Below are 20,610 nucleotides of genomic sequence, written 5' to 3' on the forward strand. Positions count from 1 at the left end.
CGGATGTCACTTACGGCTGACATCGCGATAATCCACCTGGCGGTGGAACTCATAGGTGTAGCCTTCGATCGACGGCGCCATCACCGCGTCCTGATTGGGCTGCCACAGCATGATCTGCGGCATCAGGTCGACATGCATCGCGTTGAGCTTGCGGCCGGCTTCCTCGTACTTGGCCTTATCCGGCTCGAAGCGGGCCTCCTGCGCAATCGCGGCAAGGTCCGGATTGTTGATCGAAGAGTAATTCCAGCGCTGAGTGCCGGTGTAGAAGTTGCGGTAGAAATAGTCGGTCGACGGCAGCCAGGCGACGATGCCTTCGGTGAAGAACGGCAGCTTCTTCTCGTTGATCTGCGTCGACATCTGCGCGTCCGGCAGCTTCTGGATGTCGACCTTGATGCCGATCTTGCCAAGAGACTCCTTGACGAGGGCGGCCATCGGCTCGGCCGTCGCGGCCTGGCCGACATTGAAGCTGAAGGTGGTCGAGAAGCCTTCGGGCAGACCTGCAGCCTTGAGGTATTCCCTGGCCTTGTCGAGATCCATCTTCACCGGCTGCTGGAACGGATAGATGCCGTTCGCCGGCTTGCCGTCCGGCCAAGTCGCGCCGAACAGCGGCGCGCCGCGGCCGAACAGGGCCGCCTTGAACATGTCCTCATAGGGCAGCGCGGAAGCGATGGCGCGGCGGACATTGACGTTGTCGAAGGGCGGGATCTGGTTGTTCATCGAGACGTAGGTGACCGCGTTGTATTGCGGCGTCGAGATTACCTTGAGCTTGCCCTTGGCCTCCAGCGACTGCACGTCGCTGGCCTGCAGGTCGAGCACGAGATCGGCATCGCCGCGCTCGACGAGGTTGGCGCGGGTCGCCGGCTCCGGCACCGATTGCACGATGACGCGCTTGAAGAACGCCGGCTTGCCGGGCGATCCGCGGTTCCAGGCCTCGTTGCGCTTGATGATCACCTGCTCGCCCGGCTTGAAGCTCTCGACCGCATAGGCGCCGCTGCCAGCGGTGTGCTCCTTCAGCCAGGCCGTGGCCCAGGGATCGTCAGCCGTCGCGTGCTCTTTTGCCACTTTCGAGTTGATGATCATCGGGTAGACGGTGGCAAGATTAGGCAGCGCAAGCTTGTCGGGTTTTGGAAGCGTCACCTCGATGGTGAGGGGATCGATCACCTTGAACTGATCGGCCGACGTCAGCGAGCCCGTCAGCAGCTGCGCCTTGCCGAGGATCGGCGCGGTGACGCAGCGGTCGAGCGACCACTTGACATCCTCGGCCGTGACCGGCGAGCCGTCCTGGAACTTTGCATCCTTGCGCAGGCGGAAGGTGATCTTAAGGCCGTCGGGACTGACGTCATAGGATTCGGCGAGCTCGCCGGTGATCGTGTCGAGGTCGAACACCCATTTGCCGTTGAGCTGCTTGCGGCCGAATGCCACCAGCCGGTCATAGGTGCTCATGCTCAACGCGAAGGATTCGCGGGTCGAGCCGGGGATGTTGGGATCGAGCGTGTTGACGGAGGCGCCGGTGACGTAGCGCAAGGTCTCTGCCCTGGTTTGCGCTTGCGACGGCGCAGTGGCGACGAGCAGCAGCGCAGTGGTAGCGAGAACTGAGGTCGCCAGTCTGAAAGACACAAAACGCATTGGTTTTTCCCTGAATTTCGAACGAGAACGCCAGCAAGGCAGGTTCAGAAGGAAGCAAGTTGCGCGCCAGTCCGATCGGACATTTCGAGGGACGCGAGGTCGCGACGGCGCATGGGTGATCACAGCGATTCCCCCATTTCTCGCGCATGACGCGTCACCACGGCCTGCGGCACGTCATAGGCGCTGAGCGAATCCCAGTGCCGCCCGACATCGGCGCGAAACAGGCCGCGCGTCAGGCCGTGGACCAGCTTTGGAACGGCGGTCGTCATCGCATTGATCGACGATCCCGACGGACCGAAGCTCATGGTCGAGGCGATGGCGAACAGATGGATGTCGGCGATCCACGGCGTCATTCCCGGCTCGCGCTCGGTGAAGGCATAGTCGTCGGCGAGATAGGGAAAGCGGCCGAGCCGTTCGTTGCGTTCGTCTTCCGGCGGCTGGTAGCGGTCGGCCCAGGTCGCGATGTTGCCGGCACATTGGGCGAGCTCGCCGCGGCCGGCAAAGTCCATGTCGATGCCGGTGCCGCAGATGACGAAATCGGCGGTGATGGCGCCGCGCGGCGTCTGGAGTTCAACGCCGTTATCAGTCTTGCGCGCGGCTTCGACCGGCGCGCCCTCGTGCAGTGTGAAGTTGGCGTGACGCGCGCAGCGGTCATAGGTCGGCTGCGGAAATCCTTCCCGCATCTCGAGGATCTTGCGCATGAAGCGCCAGCGCCAGGCATCGTCGAGATCGCTGAGATGGCGCAGGAAGCCGCGAAAGGTCAGCCAGCGATAGGGCTGGATCACCTGGATCTGCGCACGGCGGCACAGCAGGCGCACTTCAGCGGCACCGGCCTCCAGCGCAGTCGCCGCATTGTCGAAAGCGGAGGCGCCGGCACCGATCACGGCGACGCGCCTGCCGCGCAGGCTTTCGAAATCGATGTCGTCGGCGACGGTTGCAACAGAGCTCGCCGGCAGATGCACCAGCTGCTCCGGAATCATCCAGCCGCCCATGCCCTCCTGCCCTGTCGCCAGCACGATTTTGCGGGCATAGAGCGTTTCGACCTCTGCTGCCCGTTTCACGCGCGCAGCGAGCAGGCCGTCAGCCGCCGGCGCGATCTCCTTGAGCTCGCAAGCGTTGCGCACCGGCAAGCCGACCGCGCGCCGCAGCCAGAGCAGATACTCCGCCCAATGCTCGCGCGCGATCAGGCCGAGCTCCTGCCAGCTCGCCTTGCCGAAGCGGGCCTCGTGCCAGGACTGGTAAGTCAGGCCGGGGATATCGAGGTCGGGCCCGGTGTAGTCCTTCGGGCTGCGCAGCGTCGGCATGCGGGCGTAGGTGAGCCACGGGCCCTCCTTGCCCTCCTCGGCCTTGTCGATCAGCAGGATGTTGCTGACGCGCGAGCGCAGCAGGCCGAAGCCGATGGCGATGCCGGACTGGCCGGCGCCGATGATGAGAACATCCAGCGCCGCCTTGCCGTCTGGCCCCGCTTTCGGTTCGAGCCACGCCGCGCCGGGATGCGCGATCCGAGCGAGATCGGCGTGAATGTCGGCTTCGAGCTGGGTCAGCGTCTCACTCATGCGGCGAGCCAGCCTCCGTCGACCACCATCACGGTGCCGGTCGTGAACGAGGAGGCATCGCTCGCGAGATGCAGCGCGGTCTGCGCGATCTCCTCAGGCACGCCAAACCGCTTCATGGCGTGGCGGCTGCGCGAGGCCTCGCGCACCTCGTCCGAATTGGCGTGGCGGGCAAAGCTGCGGCGAAGCATCGGCGTGTCGATCGCGCCGGGAGCGATTGCGTTGACGCGGATGCCGTCGGCGGCGAAATCCACCGCCATGGTGCGCGTCAGGCTGATGATCGCGCCTTTGGCCGCGATATAGGCGCTGTTGCCCTTGCCGCCGGCAATGGCGAGCTGCGATGCCAGCGTGATGATCGAGCCGCTGTTCTGCCGCTGCATCTGCGGCACCGCGGCCCGCGCCCACAGCCAGGTGCCGCCGACATTGGCGCGGAACACCGCATCCCAGTCGTCCAGGCTCGTCGTCAGCACCGTGCCACCACAGGAGAAGCCAGCCGCCGTCATGAGGATATCGAGCCGGCCATGCCGGGCCACGACGTCGCCGACGACGGTTTCGGCGAATGCGCCATCGCCGACGTCGCCGATATGCGTCGTCGCTTCGCCGATAAGGCTCAGCGTTTCCTCGAGGCCCGCGGCGTCACGATCGACCAAAGCAAGGCGCGCGCCCTCCTCCGCGAACAGTTTTGCGCTGGCGCGGCCGATGCCCGAGCCTGCGCCGGTGATGATGGCCGTGCGCCCCTGCAGCCGCATGTCAGATCCCCTCCCTGTGCTGCATCCACCAGGCGCTCATCGCGGCAGCTGACTCCGCACAGCCGAACCGCGCGCGCCAGCCGAATTCGTCGGCCATTCGCATCACCGAGAGCGGCGCGCGATCGCCGCCATGAAGCTTGATGAAGGTCTTCTCGCGCGGCTCCGCCAGCCGACACTCCAGCCCGGGATGCAGGGCCGCAAAAGCCTCGCCCCATTGCAGCGCCGACCAGGCCGCGCCGCTGGAGATATTGTAGAGCCGATGGCGCGGCCGCTCGGCTTCGATCAGCACAGCCACGGCCTCGGCAGCGTCCAGCGCGTAGGTCCAATCCTTGATGCCTGGCGCCGGCAGCAGCGCCGGTTCGCCGCGAGCGAATGCAGCAAGGATCTGGAACTGGAGGCTGGGCGTATCGCGCACCGAACCTGGCCGCTCCCACGGACCAAATACGGCACTTAAGCGCACACTCAGAAAATCGCCGCCAAACAGCTCGGCATGCCGCGCCGCCGACCGCTCGGAAGTGAACTTGCTGATGGCGTAGAACGAGACGGGATCGCAGGGCGTTTCCTCGTCGAGGATCTGATGACGCTTACCCGCAGCGCCATAGGCTGAGGCCGACGAGAGATTGACAACGCGGCGAACACCATGGTGGATCGCGGCTTGCAGGATCGGGATCTGGGCCATGACGTTGATCTCGAGAACGCGCGCGGGCGATGCCCGTTCGAGGTCATCGCCGGCGGTGACCGCGGCACCCAGTACGATCGCATCGCAGCCCTTTGCAATCAGGGCGTCGATGGTGTCTGTGTCGCTAATATCGCCCTGCACGGCATTTATCCGCGCGCCGTAGTCAGCCAGAGATCTTTGTGCACTCGCCGGCAACGCCGCACGATCATACAGCGTCACCTCATGCCCGCGCGCGAGCAGCACCTCGGCGAGATTGAGGCCGACAAAGCCGGTGCCGCCGAAGATAACGATCCTCATCGCGCGCGATCCGCCGTCACAGCAGGTTTGCTCCGAAATTCCGCTCCGGATCCATGTCGGCAACGAGCCGACCGGTCGGCGTGGCCGCCTCGCCGCCGCTGCGCGCCAGGAATTTTCCGCTGCCGGCGCTTGCGAGGCACTTGTCGCCCTCGATGATCACGCGGCCGCGCGACAGCACCGACACCGGCCAGCCCTTCAGCTTGCGCCCCGCAAACGGCGTGTAGCCGGCGAGGTCGTGCATCATCTCGTCGGCGATGGTGACCTCGCGGTTGGGATCCCAGATCGCGATATCGGCGTCGGCGCCGACGGCGATCGAGCCCTTGCGCGGATGCAGGTTGTAGATCTTTGCGGGCGCGGTCGCGGTCAGCTCGACGAATTTCTCCAGGCCCAGCCGGCCCTTCGACACCATCGCGTCGAACAACAGCGGCAGCCGCAGCTCCAGGCCCGGCAGGCCGTTGGCGACCTGCTTGAAGGTGGGATTGGGGCCGGCGCGCAGCTTGCCGGTCTCGTCATAGCGATACGGCGCGTGGTCCGACGAGATGGTCTGGAGATCGCCGAGCGAGAGCGCCTGCCACAGCGCCTTCTGGTCGGCATGCGAGCGCGGCGGCGGGCTGCACATCCATTTGGCGCCTTCCGCGCCGGGCTTGTCGAGATCAGCGGCGGTCAGGAACAGATATTGCGGACAGGTCTCGGCAAAGACCTTGAGCCCCTGCCCGCGCGAGTCGCGGATCACCTTGGCGCCTTCGGCGGTCGAGACATGGAAGATCATGATCGGCTGGTCGATCAACGCCGCCATGCCGATCAGCCGGGTGAAGGCCTCGGCTTCCGACACGCGGGCGTGGCTGACGGCGTGGTATTTCGGCATGGTGTAGCCGCGCGACAGCAGCCGCTTCACCATCCAGGCGATGATGCCGTGGTTCTCGGCATGGGCGCATAACATCGCGCCGGACTGACGCGCCGCGAGCAGGATGTCGAGCAGCGGCTCGTCATCGACCTTGAGGCGGTCATAGGTCATGAAGATCTTGATCGAGGCATGGCCCTGCTTCACCAGCGCGGGAATGTGTTCCTCGACCGTCTCCTTGGTCGCGTCCGCAATGATCATGTGAAAGGCGTAGTCGATCACCGCACCCTTCTTCGCCAGGGCGTGATAGTCCGCGACGACCTCAGGCAGCTTCATGCCGACATGTTGAGCCGCGAACGGAATCACCGTGGTGGTGCCGCCGAAAGCGGCAGAGACGGTCGCGCTCTCGAACGTGTCGGCGTTCATGATGCCGGCGGCCGACAGCTGCTCGATATGCGCGTGGCTGTCGACGCCGCCGGGCAGCACCAGCTTGCCGCGCGCGTCGATCTCGCGCTTTGCGGGCGGAAGCCCGCGGCCGATGGCCGCAATGGTCTCGCCGGAGATGGCGACGTCGGCCTCGAAGACGTCTGTGGTGGTGGCGACGCGGCCGCCGCGGATGATCATGTCGTAAGCGGGTTCAGTCATGAGGCACTCCGTGATAGGCTCAAGGTACGTTCGCTAAATCTCGCAGGAAGATCATCATGTCCCGGCCGCGCATTCTCGTCATCAACCCGAACTCCAACCACAAGGTCACGCAGGGGCTGGAGGATGCGTTGAAGCCGCTCGATTTCGAGGGCGGGCCGGAAGTGGTCTGCCAGACGCTGGCCGAAGGTCCGTTCGGCATTGAAAGCCAGGCGGACGCAGACAGCGTTGCGATCCCACTGCGAAAGCTGGTCGAAAGCGACAACAGCTCGGCCGCCTTCGTCATCGCCTGCTACAGCGATCCCGGGCTGCAAGTTTGCCGGGAAGGCACCGACCGCCCCGTGTTCGGCATCGCCGAGTGCGGCGTGCTGACGGCGCTTTCCCGCGCGGAGACTTTTGGCGTCATCGCGATCGCCCAGCGTTCGATCCCGCGTCACATGCGCTATCTCAGGCAGATGGGCCTGACCGACCGCTTTTCCGGCGAGCGGCCGCTGAACATGAGCGTCGCCGAAACCGCTTCGGGCGAAGGTACACTCGCCAAGATGATCGAGGTCGGCCGCGCGCTGCGCGACGAGGACGGCGCCCGTGCCATCGTGATGGGCTGCGCCGGCATGGCCCGCCACCGCCGTGCGCTGGAAGACGCGCTGCGGATTCCCGTCATCGACCCGACACAGGCGGCCGTCAGCATGGCGCTGGGTACGGTGCAGTTCTCGGCTCACTAGGCGTCCTTCAGCTCGTTGGTGTCCTGGCGCGCGAGCCATTGCGCATGGCTCTCGCGGACAAGGGCAAACGTATCCCGCTGCGTGGTGTAGAGATTGCCGAACATGCGGCCAATCGGCCGGTAAGCGTCGAGATCGACATACATGTTGGCGGTGTCGACTAGCCCCTCGCGGGCGTGAACCCGCAAGACCTCGCCGACCAGGAGCTCGCGATCGGGCGAGAAGGTCATCACGACATGGCGCCGGCATTCCAGCGCGAAGGGCGCCGCGGCGAGACGCGGCACCTTCACGTCGACCGAAGGTAGCGTCGCCAGGCCGGTCGCGGCGACCTCGCTGTCTCCGGAGGGGAAATCGACCGCGCAGTCGTTCATCGCGACCGACAGCGCCTCGTCCACCATGTGCACCACGAACTCGCCGTCGCGATGGATGTTGCGGGTGGTGTCCTTCGGCGAGTGATCCGGCTTGTGCTGCAGGCCGAGCACGATCAGCGCGGGACTTTCGGAGAACACGTTGAAGAAGCTGAATGGCGCGGCATTCGCCGCCCCGTTCTCATCCAGCGTCGTCACCAGCGCGATCGGCCGCGGCACCACCACGCCGCAAAGCAGCTTGTAGCGATCGCGCGGATCGAGTTCACGCAAGGATATGCCCTTGTCAGCCATCGGCGTCACGTCTCCGGCGGCGGCACCGCGCCGGTCTGGCTGGTGATCAGACCGTAATGCTCGATGCGGCGATGCCGGGCGAAATCGAAGATGGTGGTCTTGCCGAACGCCGTCGCATCGAGGTCGCAGGCATGGACCAGCACCTCGTCGTCATCCGTCTTGGCCTCGGCAACGATCTCGCCATTGGGATCGACGATCAGGCTGCCGCCGAACAGGGGATGACCGTCCTCGACGCCGGCCTTGGCGACGGCGACCACCCAGGTCGCGTTCTGATAGGCGCCGGCCTGCACCGAAAGGCGGTTGTGGAACAGGCGCTTCTCGACGCCCTCCTCGCTCTTCTCCGCATTCACGGACGGCGTGTTGTAGCCGATCAGAACCATCTCGACGCCCTGCAGGCCCATGACGCGATAGGTCTCGGGCCAGCGGCGATCGTTACAGATCGCCATGCCGATGATGCCGCCGAGCTCGCGCCAGACCTTGAAGCCGAGATCGCCCGGCTCGAAATAACGCTTCTCCAGGTGCTGATGCGAGCGCTTGCTGTCGTATTCCACATGGCCAGGCAGATGTACCTTGCGGTATTTGCCGACGATCCTGCCGGTTCTGTCGGTCAGGATCGCGGTGTTGAAGTGGTGGCCATCGGGCGTCAGCTCGGCATAGCCGAAATTCATCGCCATTCCGTGCTGCGCCGCGCGCTCGAACAGCGGCCTGGTCGCCGCGTTCGGCATTTCGCGCTCGAACCAGATGTCGAACTCGGCGCGGTCCTCGACGTACCAGCGCGGGAAGAACGTCGTCAGCGCCAGCTCGGGATAGACGATCAGGTCGGCACCCTTGCTCTTGGCTTCGTCCATCAGCGCGATCATGCGCTTGACCACCGCCTCGCGGCTGTCGGCTTTCTGAATCGGGCCCATCTGGGCGGCGGCGACATTGACGATGCGCATCAGCGAGTTCCTGGTGATGTCTGGGGGGAAGCGTCGGCTTGCAGGATCTTCCGCAGCGCCGAGCATAACGCGGCTCCGTGCCGATATTCCAGCCAAGCAGCTTTCATGCCGTCCGCCCCCATTCGGCATCCTGCAACAGCCGCCAGTTGATCTTGTTGCTGGCGGTGCGCGGCAGGGACTCGACGAAGACGACGGCGCGCGGCGCCTTGTAGCTCGCCATCGCGCTGCGCGCCCAGCCGACGATGTCGCCCTCCGACGTCGTCGCGCGCGCGGCGTCATCGAGCACCACCAGCGCCTTGACGGTCTCACCGCGATAGCCGTCCGGCGCGGAAACGATGCAGCATTCCCGGATGGCGCGGTTCTGGTACATCGTCGCCTCGACCTCGGCCGGCCACACCTTGAAGCCGCTGACATTGATCATGCGCTTGAGGCGGTCGACGGCGAAGAAATAGCCGTCGGCATCGCGGTAGCCGAGATCGCCCGTGCGCAGGAACCGCTTGCCGTCCCGTTCGATGAAGGCTTCGGCATCCGCCTCCGGCCTGTTCCAGTAACCCTGCAGCACCTGCGGCCCGTGCACGATGATCTCGCCGACGACATTGTCGTCGAGCTCGATCAGGCTCTCGGGATCGATCACCCTGGCGTCGGTCTCGTGCACGGCGATGCCGAGGCACTGCCGCTTCGGCGCCGCCATCGGATTGAGGTGCGTCGGAGACATCGTCTCGGTCATGCCGTAGCCCTCGACGAAATCGAGCCCAAACCGCCCCTTCAGCCGTTCCGCGACGGCTGTCGGCATCGCCGCGCCGCCACCAGTCAGCACCTTGAGCTTCGCAAAACATTTGTCGCGCAAGCTGGCGCTGGCGAGCACATCCACGATCATGGTCGGCGCAGCGTTCCAGAACGTGACGCCATAGGTCTCGAACAAATCCGGCAGCAGATCCTTGTCCCAACGCGCCATCAGCAGCAGCGTGGCGCCGGAGACGATGGCGGCATTCATCGAGCCCTGCATGCCCGCGACATGGAACAGCGGCATGAAGCCGGTCATCACGTCGCTGCCATTGAGCCCATACCAGCGCGCTTGCAACACGGCGGTGAACAGCGCGCTGCGATGGGTGTGCATGCACGCCTTGGGCTTACCCGTCGTGCCGGACGTGTAGGGCAGGATCATGAGATCGTCCGGCCCCGCCTCCATCGCACCCGGCTGCAGGCCCTGCACTATCGCGGGCGACCACGAATACCAGCCCGGCGATGACGGCGGCTCCAACGGCGCTTCGGTCACGCATGATGGCAGTGTGTAGGGCGTCGCGGCTGGAACTTCGTCGCGGTACTGCGCGACAATCGCATGCGTAATCGCCTCGCCCACCAGCGGTGCAAACACATCGCTTAGCTCGCTGCCGATGATTGCAACCCTGGCGCCGCTGTCCACGGCGAGATACGCGATCTCGGCGGTCTTGTTCATGGGATTGACCGGCACGATCACGGCGTTCGCCCGCATCGTCGCATAGTAAGCGATGACGTATTGCGGCGAATTCTGCAGCGCGATCATGACGCGGTCGCCGCGCTTCACTCCGCAAACGCCTTGCAGAAAGCCGGCCATGGCATCGACCCGGTCGCGCAGCTCGGCGTAGCTCAGGCTCGCCCCGTAGAACATTGTGGCCGGATGCGTTGGCCGTTCACCTGCAGCGCGCGCCAGCGCGTCGTAGAGCGTCCCCTCCGGCATCGCGAGATGCCACGGCTCATCCGCCGGCCAGGCCGGCGAACGACGAGGTGCTGCGTGGTCCGCGATCACCCGTGCTCCTTATCGGCAATTTCGAGGCCGTGGTCGAGCGCATCGAGCAGCAGCGTCGCCTCGCGCTCGGAGATCACCAGCGGCGGCGCCAGGAACAGCGAGGTCTGCTCGCCGCTGGTGCCGATCACGGCTCCGGCTTCCAGTGCGCGCTCCGCGACGCGCGAAGCGATCGGCACCTCGGTGGTGTCGGCATGCCAGCTGCGCCAATCCGGGCCATGCAGCTCCACCGTCCAGTGCAGCCCCTGCCCGGCCACGCGCTGCACGCTGGGGTGCTTTTGCGCTATTGCGAGGAGGCGGCGGGTGAACAGCTTCTCCAGATTCTGCACGTGGTCCAGAATCCTGTCCTCACTGATGACCTTCAGATAAGCGCTCACCGCCGCCATGCTAATCGGATGGCCACGCAGCGTGCCGTAGTTCTGCCAGCTCGTGCCCTTCAGCCGCTCGACGATGTCTTTGGACACCACGACAGCGGCAACGGCCGCCGCGCCGCCGCCGAGCGACTTTCCGAGCGTCACGATATCGGGCCGGCTCTGCGCGCCCTGGAACGCGAGCCAGCGGCCCGCGCGGCCGGCGCCCGTGACGACCTCGTCCGCGATCCAGTACGAGCCGGCCTGCCGCGCGCGCTTTGCCACTTCATCCTGATAGGCGCCGTCGTAATAGATGCCGCCTTGCGTGTAGTCGATGATCGTCGCCGCCGTGTCCGAGAGCAGGCGCGGGGCGTCCGCGAGATATTCGCTGGGCGGGGTGTTGTTGGCCGGCGCGCCATAGATCGCCCCATCCGGCGCCGGCAGGATCCGCACCGGCGCCATGGGTGCCGGTAGTTTCGAGCCGCCGGCGTGCACCGCGAGGCCACCGTGCCATTGCGGCTGCACCGTCATGCTGCGCGACAGCCCAGTGATGCCGTGATAGGCGCGCTCGCGCGTTGCCAGCGCCGAGCGCTGCGTCAGCGCCTGGCAGAGCGACAGCGCCATGTCATTGGCCTCGCTGCCGCTGATGCAGAAGCGCACCGCGCCGACCCAGTCCTCTTCGCCCTTGAAGGCGGTGGCCATCAGATCGTCGGCGGCCTGCTCGCGGCCGACCCAGGTCCACCCCTCGTTGACGACGGGCGTATCGGCCGCACGGCGGATCGCCTCCACCATGGCGGGATGGCGATGGCCGAGACCGCCTCCGGTGTTGCTGCCGTCGATCAGCTTGCGGCCGTCCGCAAGGTGAAAGTAGACGCCCTCGCCGCCGACCACGGCCATCGGCGCAGCCTCGCCCGCATTCAGCCCAGTTCGCAACAATCTGCTCATCGCCACTGCCTCACTCCGCCGGAACGGCGCCGTAGCCACCGCCACCGCACATCTCGATCGTGACGAGATCACCTTGCTGCAACACCAGGTTCGACTTGCCGTCGATGGCGACGTTGGCGCCCTGCCGGACCAGCGAGATGCGGCAGGCCTTGCCGGGAGAGCCGCCCTGCATGCCCCACGGCGCCATCACCATGCGTTCGACGCAGGTGGTCAGGTGCATCGAGGGCGCCAGGATGCGGTAGGTGCGGACCGAGCCGTCACCGCCGCGATGCGCGCCCGCGCCGCCGGAATTCCGGCGGATGGCCTGCTGCTCGAGCCGGATCGCGTAATTCGCCTCGATCACCTCGACCGGCGTGTTCGAGGTGTTGGACAGATGCACGCGGGTCGCGGACGTGCCGGCCCGATCGTGCCGCGCGCCTTCGCCACCGCCATGGACTTCATAGAGCATCTTCCACGACCCGTTCGGCCGCGGCTCGGCGAAGAACAGCACACCCGCGGTGGTCGCACCGCCCGCGGACAGGCGCTCGGGAATGGTGTCCTGCATGGCACGGAAAATCGCATCGACGATGCGCATGGAGGTCTCGTGATTGCCGGCGGCAACGGAGGCGGTCCAGCCGGGCTCGAGGATCGAGCCCGGGCGCGTGATGATGGTCAGCGGCCGCAGCGCGCCGGCATTCTGCTGCATGTCGCGCCCACTCATGATGCGCGCGGCATAGGCGACCGCCGAGCGCGCCATGAATGGCGTCGTGTTGCAGAAATTGGAGACGCGGTCGCAACTTCCGGAAAGGTCGAAGGTCGCTTCGTCACCGCGGATGGTGATCTTGACATGGATGCGCGCCGGCGCGTTGTTCGCGCTGCCGTCGTCGAGATAATCCTCGCCCTCATAGATGCCATCCGGCAGATCGCGCAGCGCTTCCCGCATCTCGATTTCGGAGAGGTCGTGCAGGCGCGACTGCGCCGCCATGAAGACCGCTTTGCCATGCTCGCGGCAGAGCTCGACGATGCGCTTCTCGCCGGCCTTGGTCGCCGCGATCTGGGCAAGAAGGTCGCCCTCGCAGGATTCGGCATCGCGGACATTGGCCTTGAGCAGCTGCACGATCGGCGCGTTGAGGCCGGCTGCGGTTGCGATCAGCACCGGCGGAATCCGCATCGCCTCCTGGAACGTATCGACCGCCTTGGCGAAATAGCTGCCAGGCCAGGTGCCGCCGATGTCTGGCCAATGCGCGAGGCTGACTGCAAAGGCGACGATCTCGCCGTCGAAGAAGACGGGACGCACGACCTTGACGTCGTTGAGATGATTGCCGCCGAGCGCGCCGACATTGTAGATGACGACGTCGCCGTCGTTCAGGCCATCGCGCGGCATCACCTTCAAGAGTTCGGGGATGGTGTAGGCCATCGCGCCGAGATGAATCGGAATGTCGCGGCCCTGCCCGACCAGGCCGCCGTGGCCGTCGGTGATCGCCGACGAGAGGTCGCCCGCCTCGCGCAAGAGCGGCGAGCGCGCCGAGCGCGTCATGACGAGGCTCATCTCCTCGGCCGCGGCGGAGAGCCCGTGCCTGATGACCTCGACGACGAACGGATCGAGCTTCATGCCGCCCTCCGCGTCAGGAACAAATTGCCTGATGTATCGGGCTTTGCCTGCCAGCCCGGCGGCACCACCACTGTCGACCAGGCGTCTTCGATGATGGCGGGACCATTGATGGTCTCGGTGAGCGAGGCGCGGTCGACGATCTCGGTTGCGATATCGTGGAAGCCGTCGAACGAGCAGGTGCGCGTGCTCATAGACACTGCCCTCGCCGCAGTCGCCGGCCGGCTGACAATTGTCGTCGACGGGCGACGCGCCTGCACCCGCACCGATTCGATGACGCAGGGCTCGCCGGTCGCATAGCCGAACAGCTCATGATGCCGCGTCAGGAAGTCCTGCTTCAGCCTGGCGACGTCGAGCGGCAGCGTGAAGGATACCGGAATGGCGTCGTTCTGCGCCGCGTAGCGCATCAAGGCCACCGGCTCGACCTGGATCTCGGCCTTCGCAACATTGTTGGCGAGAAGCGGCGCCGAGGCATCGGCAATCAGGGCCTCGATCCGTTCCGAGGCGCGGGCGAGATCGATGCCGTCGAGGGCGGCGCGAAGGGTCTGCTGCTGCAGGAAGCTGAAATCGGCGGTGAGGCAGCCCAGCGCCGAGAATGCGCTCGAGGCACTGGGCACGACCACCTCCGCAATGCCGTAGAGATCGGCAAGGCCCGCGGCATGCATCGGGCCGCCGCCGCCGAAGGCCAGCAGCGTGCAATCGCGCCCGTCGATGCCGCGCTCGACCGTGACGCGGCGGAGCGCGCGGGCCATGGTCGCGTTCGCGACCTTGATGATGCCGAGCGCCGTCTCCGTCAGGCTCAGCCCGAGCGCGCGGGCAATCGGCGCGATGACGCGCTTTGCGGCCGCGATGTCGATGCCGATACGGTCGCCAAGCTTGGTCTCAGGATTGAGATAGCCGAGCACCGCATTGGCATCGGTGATGGTCGGCTCCGTGCCGCCACGGCCATAGCAGGCCGGGCCCGGCTCGGAACCGGCGCTCTCCGGCCCGACCGTCAGCCCGCCGGGACCGTTGCGCACGATCGATCCACCGCCGGCACCGATCGAGTGCACCGCGAGCATCGGCTGGCGCAGCGGCTTGTCGCCGAGCATGCGGCCGTCGGTCATCTCGGCCTGGCCGTCGACGATCAGGCACACATCCGTCGTGGTGCCGCCCATGTCGAAGGTCAGCATCCGCGCGCAGCCGAGCTGGCGCGCAATGCTGACCGACGCCGAGACGCCGGCCGCCGGGCCCGACATCGCCATCACCAGCGGACGCTGCTTCACCGCCGAAATCGGCACCATGGCGCCGGCGGAGTGAAACACCTGCAGGCCGGGCCCGATCGGCAGCCGCTGTTCCAGCTCGCTGAGATATTCCACCGCGATCGGCATCGCGGCGGCGTTGAACACGGTCGCCGAGGTTCGCTCATATTCGCGCGCCTCGGGGTTGACCTCGTGTGAGAGCGAGACGTGAGCGACCACATCCTTGAGCCGCTCGCCCAGCATCTTTTCATGCACCGGATTGGCATAAGCGTGAAGGAGCGCGACTGCGACGCTCTGCACGCCGGTCCCCTTCAGCCACGCCACCAGGCGTTCGACCTCCGCTTCCTCGAGCGCCTTCAGCACCCGCCCCTCATGATCGAGGCGCTCGGCGAGCCCAAAGCAGCGTTCAGGCGGCACCAGAGGCGGCGATTTCGGCGGAATGTCGAGCCGGTAGAGGTCTCGGCGGCGATAGCGCGCGATCTCGAGCACGTCGGCAAAGCCTTCGGTCGCGACCAGCGCCACCTTCGGCAGCCGGTTCTCGACGATCGCGTTGGTCACGCGCGTGGTGCCGTGGACGAAGCGCTTCACCTCGCTCTTGCGCAGGCCGACCGCCTCGATCGCCTCCAGCATCGCTTGCACCGGTGCGTCGGGGCGCGACGGCACCTTCGCAATTCGCGCTTCCGCGGAATCGCGCCGGATCGCGATGATGTCGGTGAAGGTGCCACCGATATCGGTGCCGACCTCCCAATGATTGCCGGGATCGCTCATCTGCACAATCAGCTACGCGTGACGTTCATCATCATTCCCTGTCATGCCATCACGTGCGAGCGTGCGACAGAGCGATGGCCGCGGGATAGGGTCAGAGTTGTCGCAAACCAAAGCGCTAGCAAGCCACCGGCCTTGCGCGGCGCAGCATCGGCTGCACGTTTCCGTGCAGCGCTGCTCGCGCAGAGAGCAGAAGGCCGCGAAGTCAAAATGTGCAGCGCACCCTTGGATTCTTCGAGGCAAATAGAAGCGCCCGTTGCACTGCAATCGGATCGCACAAGGCCGTTTGTCTACTTTGCAGGCGATCGGTCGGCGGTGCGGGAGACAGCACTGACCAAGAGCTATGCACGCAGGTCGGCTCAGCCTCTCTTTATTGTACGGTCGGTAAGCGAGGACATCACCGGCCGCTGGTGGATAACCCGGCGCGCCGAACGGGTCGCGCCGGGTACGGAGATTTCGCGACTGGCTATGCGCTCGCCAGCCGTGCTCGCAAGCGCCGCCAGCCGATGACGATGCCTGTGATGGAGAACATCAGCCCGAGCGTACAGAGCCCGACAATGAGAGCGTCACGCAGCCGCGCATGAGCCAGCAGAATCGGGAAATCAAGCGTGTGCAGCGCACTGTAAAGCCAGCGATAGGCGCGGCGCGACCGGTCCAGTCTTTGCAGCAGCTTGCCATCGGCAGCATCGACATCGAACCAGAGATCGCCGCAGGTCGTCCGGTAGACGGGGCCCCCCGGAAGTGCGGATTGCGCCGGATAGTCGTCGTTGCCGGCGAGCAGGAACGGTGCGGCACAGCCGGTGCCAAGGCGCGCCATCAGGTCGCCGATGTCCTGCCTATCCAGGTATGACGCCGGTCCATCGCGCGGCGCGTCCCCTGCCCTGATCAACGCCTGACGGCCGAGACCAACCCGGTCGCGCCGATAGACATGGCCGTTGAAGGCGAACCATTCGACCTCGCGGGCCAACGGCGATATTGGCTGCGGATCGAGCGACGACGCGTCTCGCCAATCCGGGGCGGCATCGACCACGCCGGCCTCTGTCGGAGTCAGTTGCCCGCGCGAGAACAGGCGGCCGTGATCCATCGACAGCCAGCCGCTGAAGATCCAGCTCAGCACGAACACGGTCGCGACGAGACCGATGATGTGATGCAGGGCGTGCCAGCCACGATAGGGCGACGAGAGCTGGCGTCCCCATATCTTCACACGCACGATTCCGAGCACCGCACCAAGCAATGCCGCGATTAGGGCCAGCAGCGACAGCGTCCAGACCACGCCATCCCACAGCGCCCAGCTGCTGCGCAGAATTGTCGGATAGATCCAGTGCAGCACGCTGCCGGCCCAGTTCCACGCGCGCTCGCTGCGCGTCGTATCCAGGACGACTTCGCCGGTCAGCGACGAAACGTAGACCTCCGTTCCAGGGGCATCGCCGAGAGCGGCGCGAGACAAGGGGCGATGCCGATCAAAACCGTTCGGCACGCTCCATTGATCGTAGTCCGACCGCGCGACGATCGCGGCGCGCGGCGCGTCGAGCCCGCGCTGACGTGAATAAGCTTGCACGATGGTGAGCGCGACATCGGCTGATGTCACCGACGCGTCTCCTCCATCGGAGGCGCGAACCGCTCGCGAACCTGCGGAGCCCGAGACGACGTAGACCGGTCCATCGCTCCGCTGGATCAGCCGAACACGCGTGGCATCGGCAATCCCGCTCGCCGCAACGGCGTCCGCGACCGAGATCCTCGTCCCGTCGCGATCGACCGGCACAAGTCCGGCAAATCGCTCCGCTTCCGTCAGCGACGGAAACGGGACGAAGTGCATGACGATCCCGCTCGCGAACCACATCGCGAACAGCAGGCAGAACGCGATGCCGAGCCAGCGATGCGTGAGGACGATCGCGCCCATCATGCGCTCAGGGCCTCACCATTTGAACGCGGCCGATATTTCATAGGTGCGCGGCGCGCCCAGGAGGATCTGGTCCGGATAGAACGGATCGCCCCAGATCGCGTAGCGCTTATCAGTGATGTTGCGGACACGGAAGGTCAGGCGGGCCTGGTCGACCGCATTGAACGCCGTCTTGGGGATGTCGACGAAGGCGTAGACGTCGGCCACGGTGTAAGCCTTCATCGTCACGACGTTGGCGTCGGTGTTGTAGCGGTCGCCGACATGACGGCCGGTGATGCCAAGCTCCACCGGCCATGGTGTGAAGAAGCGATACGACGCGCCGGCATTGGCGACGATACGCGGCACGTTTGGCGGCGTGTTGCCGGAGAACGAGCCGCCGGCAAAATTGTAGTCGGCATAGCGCGCATCGACATAGGCGATGTTGCCCCACAGCCGCAGCGGCTCGATCGGGCGTATCGAGGCGGCAAGCTCGACGCCTTTCGACTCCTGTCGTCCGGCGATGTTGAGTTGCATGCCGCCGGCGGCCGCATAGACGTTCTTGCGCAGGATGTCATAGGCCGAGAACGACCACTCCGCCCGATTGTCCCAGAACAGGTGCTTGACACCGGTCTCATAGGTGCGCGCGGTGGTCAGATCGAGCGGCTGGGTGGGCGAGAGCAGGAAGATGTTGTTGGCTGCGACGTCGGCGCCGGTGGCGTATTGGCTGAAGAAGGTGAGGCCGGGAACGGCCTCCCAGGTGTAGCCGATGCGCCCCGTGACCGGTGCCCAGTCTTTCGTGAATGGAAAGCCCGCCTTCACGATCCCGTTCTGGTCGGTCGAATTGCGGTCGAGCCCGATATGCTCGACGCGGAGGCCGCCGATCAGCGCGAAGCTGCGCGTCAGCTTGAGCCTGTCCTCGAATGACAGCGCCTCGTTGTCGATGCGCGCGGTCTGCTGCTGTGTCGTGAGCAGGCCGTAGAAGCCGCGGTTGGGGTCGACCAGCGAGACGGAATCGCCGGGAAAGTTTGCCGCGCCGGGCCTGACGAAATCGAGATAGCTCGACGACAGCGTCGTCACGAGCCGATTGTCGAAGCCCGCAATATTTGTGTCCCAGATCAGGTCGGTGATGTTGCCGACCAGTCGCTGACTGTGGGCGACATAGAAACGCTCGCGATCGACCAGGTTCGTGGTGGAATTGAACGCCTCGATCTCGTTATTGAACCAGGTCCGTTCCGCGCCATAGCCATAGGCCTGACTTTTCAGCGTGAGGTCAGGCGCGAGCTTCAGCTCGAAGCCGCCACGCAGCCACACTTCCTGCGCCACGTTGCGGTTATCGAGAACGTTGTAATTGGTGTTGAAGGTGCGGTCGTCGATGGTGACGGCACCGAGATTGGTTCCGTTGTAATTCGAGACGTAATTGCCGGAGACGATCCCCGTCGTCGCATGCGAGCCGCTGAAGGTGATCGGCACCAGCGGCGCGCCCCAATAGGCCTTCGAGCGGTCTTCGCGATATTCGACCGCACCCCAGATCCTGAGGCTGTCGGAAACACGGTAGTTGAGCTGGCCGGACGTGCCGAACGTCTTGACATTGGTGTCATCGGCAAAGCCGTTGAGGGCGGAACGGCTGATGTCGAAGCGATAGTCCAGGCCCTGCACATTGGTGCTGCCGCCGGAGCCGTAATGGGCACGGAACGAATTCAGCGAGTCCCAGGAGAAATCGGCCTCGTTGCGGACAGCTCCGGTGTGGGGCTGCTTGGTGACGAAGTTGATGACACCGCCCGCGGCGCCCTCGCCCGAGATCAGCGAGGCCGGGCCCTTGAGGAATTCCACCGCCTCCAGATTGGCGGTATCCACGATCCGCGAGGTCATGTTCTGCGGACCGATCTTGATGCCGTTGTAGAGCGTGTTGATCTGGCTGTTGGTGAAGCCGCGCATCGAGAAGGCGGAAGGTTCGGCGGGGTTGTCGCCGGAGGTGACGCCGGCGGCGCCCTGCGCCACCTCGGACACGGTGCGATAGCCCTGCTCGCGCATGGTTTCGGCGGAGACAACTTCGACGGTCGCGGGCGTCTGCCGCACCGTCAGGCCGAGCCGCGAGGCGCTTTCGGCAACGGCGTTGGAGTTGAGCGGCGTTTGCGGCGTCGAATCCGGCGTGACGGGTCTTGGCGCTGCGGATACAGCCGCCGGCCTGCGCGCTGCCGCGCGGCGCGCGCTCTGCGCCGTTCCTGCTGCCGGTTTGGCCGGCTTGCGGGCCTGGGCGGGCGACACCTCGATGGGCGGCAGCGGCTCTCGGGCCTGCTGCGCCAGAGCGGCAGGCGGACCAAGAGCGGCAAAGGACGTGAACGCGGCGGAAACCAGCAGGACGCGGCGCGGTCGTGCGATACGGATGGAAGACACAGGTGAAAACCTCGGTATGACGTCAGTGGCACGTCACAGCGAACGAGGTTTCACCTTCGGCCTTAGCCGTCCGATGAAGCCGAATGTCTGTACTCCCCGACCGACATCTTCGCGTGTGACCACGGCTGACGGCAGGTCTCCTGGCTCGCGGGTCGTGACCGCTTCGTCGCCTTCCCGGGACCGAGGACCCAGTGGCTCGTGACGAAGGATTCACCGCTTACAGTTGCGGGGGCAGCCGCGGCATTGGGGACATTTTCCCCGCACCGCATTCCCTTTTCATTCCCTCTCGGGAAAACCGTCGTGAGCATCTAGGATTACCACCAAGACAGAGTCAATGTGCCAGTTGCGGCGTTGGGGCCACAGCAACCAACTTCCTTGGAGATGAGCATGGAAGGCGAGACCTTCCTCTGGTTGATCAGGCATGCGGCCGTCGCGGGCGTGCCCGGGACGATCCATGCGGCCGATGCGCGGGCCGACCTCGGCGATCACGCTGCATTGGCGGCCCTGAGGCGCCTCTTGCCCGCGGATGTCGCCGGCTATGCCAGCCCATCGCGGCGCACGGTCGAGACGGCGCGCGCCCTGGGACTCGAACCGGAGCTGGTCAGCGAATTCGGAGAGCAGGATTTCGGCGATTGGACCGGCCATCGGCATGACGAGCTCGCCGGGACCGGCGGCGAGGCCTACGCGCAGGTCTGGCGCGATCCCGCGCACGGACGGCCGCCGAACGGCGAAAGCTTTGCGGATCAGGTCGCCCGCGTCCGCCTCGGCCTGTCGCAGATTGGCGCAGGCCCCGCGGCACTAGTCGTCCATTCCGGCACCATTCGGGCCGCGCTCTGCATCGCGCTCGATCTCACACCGGAAGCCGCGCTGCGCTTCGTCGTCGATCCGCTGTCGCTGACTCGGATCGACCGGCTGGCGGGCGATTGGCGCGTCGTGTCGGTCAACCAGCGCGTGGCTTGAGC

Annotated in this window: 15 protein-coding genes and 1 riboswitch; of the genes, 2 read left to right on the forward strand and 13 right to left on the reverse strand. The window is 65.7% G+C overall.

Features of this window, described 5'->3' with window-relative positions; translation table 11 throughout:
• Nucleotides 1–6 precede the first annotated feature (6 nt).
• From I6F33_RS20020 to hydA, 5 genes are all read right to left on the reverse strand, one after another.
• Nucleotides 7–1,626, reverse strand: coding sequence for an ABC transporter substrate-binding protein (locus I6F33_RS20020; protein WP_225143879.1), 1,620 nt, complete (start codon nt 1,624–1,626; stop codon nt 7–9).
• Nucleotides 1,627–1,745: 119 nt separating this feature from the next.
• Entirely contained in the window at nt 1,746–3,182 is a 1,437-nt protein-coding gene (locus I6F33_RS20025) for an NAD(P)-binding domain-containing protein (RefSeq protein ID WP_225143881.1), read from the reverse strand.
• Nucleotides 3,179–3,928, reverse strand: a complete 750-nt coding sequence (locus I6F33_RS20030; protein ID WP_225143883.1) for an SDR family oxidoreductase — start codon at nt 3,926–3,928, stop codon at nt 3,179–3,181. The genes I6F33_RS20025 and I6F33_RS20030 overlap by 4 nt, the downstream gene beginning before the upstream one ends.
• Before the next feature lies 1 nt (nt 3,929).
• Nucleotides 3,930–4,904 (reverse strand): NAD(P)-dependent oxidoreductase, encoded by a 975-nt coding sequence (locus tag I6F33_RS20035; protein ID WP_225143884.1) that lies wholly within the window; start codon nt 4,902–4,904, stop codon nt 3,930–3,932.
• 16 nt (nt 4,905–4,920) lie between these two features.
• Nucleotides 4,921–6,390, reverse strand: a complete 1,470-nt coding sequence (gene hydA / locus I6F33_RS20040) for a dihydropyrimidinase (RefSeq protein WP_225143886.1) — start codon at nt 6,388–6,390, stop codon at nt 4,921–4,923.
• A 56-nt stretch (nt 6,391–6,446) separates the two neighbouring features.
• On the opposite strand from hydA, the gene I6F33_RS20045 reads away from it, so the two are divergent.
• On the forward strand, nt 6,447–7,109 hold the full coding sequence (locus I6F33_RS20045) for an aspartate/glutamate racemase family protein (protein ID WP_036023560.1): 663 nt from the start codon (nt 6,447–6,449) through the stop codon (nt 7,107–7,109).
• Here the strand turns inward: I6F33_RS20045 and I6F33_RS20050 are convergent.
• The 8 genes from I6F33_RS20050 to I6F33_RS20085 form a co-directional block, all read right to left on the reverse strand.
• Nucleotides 7,106–7,765, reverse strand: coding sequence for a flavin reductase family protein (locus I6F33_RS20050; RefSeq protein WP_225143888.1), 660 nt, complete (start codon nt 7,763–7,765; stop codon nt 7,106–7,108). The genes I6F33_RS20045 and I6F33_RS20050 overlap by 4 nt on opposite strands.
• 5 nt (nt 7,766–7,770) lie before the next feature.
• Nucleotides 7,771–8,703: an N-carbamoyl-D-amino-acid hydrolase gene (locus I6F33_RS20055; protein ID WP_225143890.1), complete on the reverse strand. Its 933-nt coding sequence runs from the start codon at nt 8,701–8,703 to the stop codon at nt 7,771–7,773.
• Between the two features lie 103 nt (nt 8,704–8,806).
• Complete coding sequence (locus tag I6F33_RS20060) at nt 8,807–10,489, reverse strand: long-chain-fatty-acid--CoA ligase (RefSeq protein WP_225143892.1); 1,683 nt, start codon at nt 10,487–10,489, stop codon at nt 8,807–8,809.
• Entirely contained in the window at nt 10,486–11,781 is a 1,296-nt protein-coding gene (locus I6F33_RS20065; RefSeq protein ID WP_225143894.1) for an aminotransferase class III-fold pyridoxal phosphate-dependent enzyme, read from the reverse strand. Before I6F33_RS20065 ends, I6F33_RS20060 begins: the two co-directional genes overlap by 4 nt.
• Before the next feature lie 10 nt (nt 11,782–11,791).
• Entirely contained in the window at nt 11,792–13,372 is a 1,581-nt protein-coding gene (locus I6F33_RS20070; protein ID WP_225143896.1) for a hydantoinase B/oxoprolinase family protein, read from the reverse strand.
• The gene (locus tag I6F33_RS20075; RefSeq protein ID WP_225143898.1) at nt 13,369–15,378 is read right to left on the reverse strand and encodes a hydantoinase/oxoprolinase family protein; all 2,010 of its coding nucleotides are present in this window, start codon (nt 15,376–15,378) and stop codon (nt 13,369–13,371) included. The genes I6F33_RS20070 and I6F33_RS20075 overlap by 4 nt, the downstream gene beginning before the upstream one ends.
• 463 nt (nt 15,379–15,841) lie before the next feature.
• Nucleotides 15,842–17,278 carry a PepSY domain-containing protein gene (locus tag I6F33_RS20080; protein WP_225143900.1) on the reverse strand — a complete coding sequence of 479 codons (1,437 nt, stop codon included), beginning with the start codon at nt 17,276–17,278 and terminating at the stop codon, nt 15,842–15,844.
• Between the two features lie 12 nt (nt 17,279–17,290).
• The gene (locus I6F33_RS20085; RefSeq protein ID WP_225143901.1) at nt 17,291–19,648 is read right to left on the reverse strand and encodes a TonB-dependent receptor; all 2,358 of its coding nucleotides are present in this window, start codon (nt 19,646–19,648) and stop codon (nt 17,291–17,293) included.
• A 112-nt stretch (nt 19,649–19,760) separates the two neighbouring features.
• Nucleotides 19,761–19,963: riboswitch (cobalamin riboswitch) on the reverse strand.
• Between the two features lie 72 nt (nt 19,964–20,035).
• Here I6F33_RS20085 and I6F33_RS20090 point away from each other — a divergent pair.
• Entirely contained in the window at nt 20,036–20,608 is a 573-nt protein-coding gene (locus tag I6F33_RS20090; protein ID WP_225143903.1) for a histidine phosphatase family protein, read from the forward strand.
• The last annotated feature ends 2 nt before the right edge of the window (nt 20,609–20,610 follow it).

Origin of the sequence: Bradyrhizobium sp. BRP20, from assembly GCF_020194215.1 — a bacterium.
Lineage (GTDB): Bacteria > Pseudomonadota > Alphaproteobacteria > Rhizobiales > Xanthobacteraceae > Bradyrhizobium > Bradyrhizobium yuanmingense.

Coding starts and splice junctions, on each gene's coding strand:
- I6F33_RS20020 (WP_225143879.1), bottom strand. CDS start 1,626: ATGCGTTTTGTGTCTTTCAGACTGGCGACCTCAGTTCTCGCTACCACT.
- I6F33_RS20025 (WP_225143881.1), bottom strand. CDS start 3,182: ATGAGTGAGACGCTGACCCAGCTCGAAGCCGACATTCACGCCGATCTC.
- I6F33_RS20030 (WP_225143883.1), bottom strand. CDS start 3,928: ATGCGGCTGCAGGGGCGCACGGCCATCATCACCGGCGCAGGCTCGGGC.
- I6F33_RS20035 (WP_225143884.1), bottom strand. CDS start 4,904: ATGAGGATCGTTATCTTCGGCGGCACCGGCTTTGTCGGCCTCAATCTC.
- hydA (WP_225143886.1), bottom strand. CDS start 6,390: ATGACTGAACCCGCTTACGACATGATCATCCGCGGCGGCCGCGTCGCC.
- I6F33_RS20045 (WP_036023560.1), top strand. CDS start 6,447: ATGTCCCGGCCGCGCATTCTCGTCATCAACCCGAACTCCAACCACAAG.
- I6F33_RS20050 (WP_225143888.1), bottom strand. CDS start 7,765: ATGGCTGACAAGGGCATATCCTTGCGTGAACTCGATCCGCGCGATCGC.
- I6F33_RS20055 (WP_225143890.1), bottom strand. CDS start 8,703: ATGCGCATCGTCAATGTCGCCGCCGCCCAGATGGGCCCGATTCAGAAA.
- I6F33_RS20065 (WP_225143894.1), bottom strand. CDS start 11,781: ATGAGCAGATTGTTGCGAACTGGGCTGAATGCGGGCGAGGCTGCGCCG.
- I6F33_RS20070 (WP_225143896.1), bottom strand. CDS start 13,372: ATGAAGCTCGATCCGTTCGTCGTCGAGGTCATCAGGCACGGGCTCTCC.
- I6F33_RS20075 (WP_225143898.1), bottom strand. CDS start 15,378: ATGAGCGATCCCGGCAATCATTGGGAGGTCGGCACCGATATCGGTGGC.
- I6F33_RS20080 (WP_225143900.1), bottom strand. CDS start 17,278: ATGATGGGCGCGATCGTCCTCACGCATCGCTGGCTCGGCATCGCGTTC.
- I6F33_RS20090 (WP_225143903.1), top strand. CDS start 20,036: ATGGAAGGCGAGACCTTCCTCTGGTTGATCAGGCATGCGGCCGTCGCG.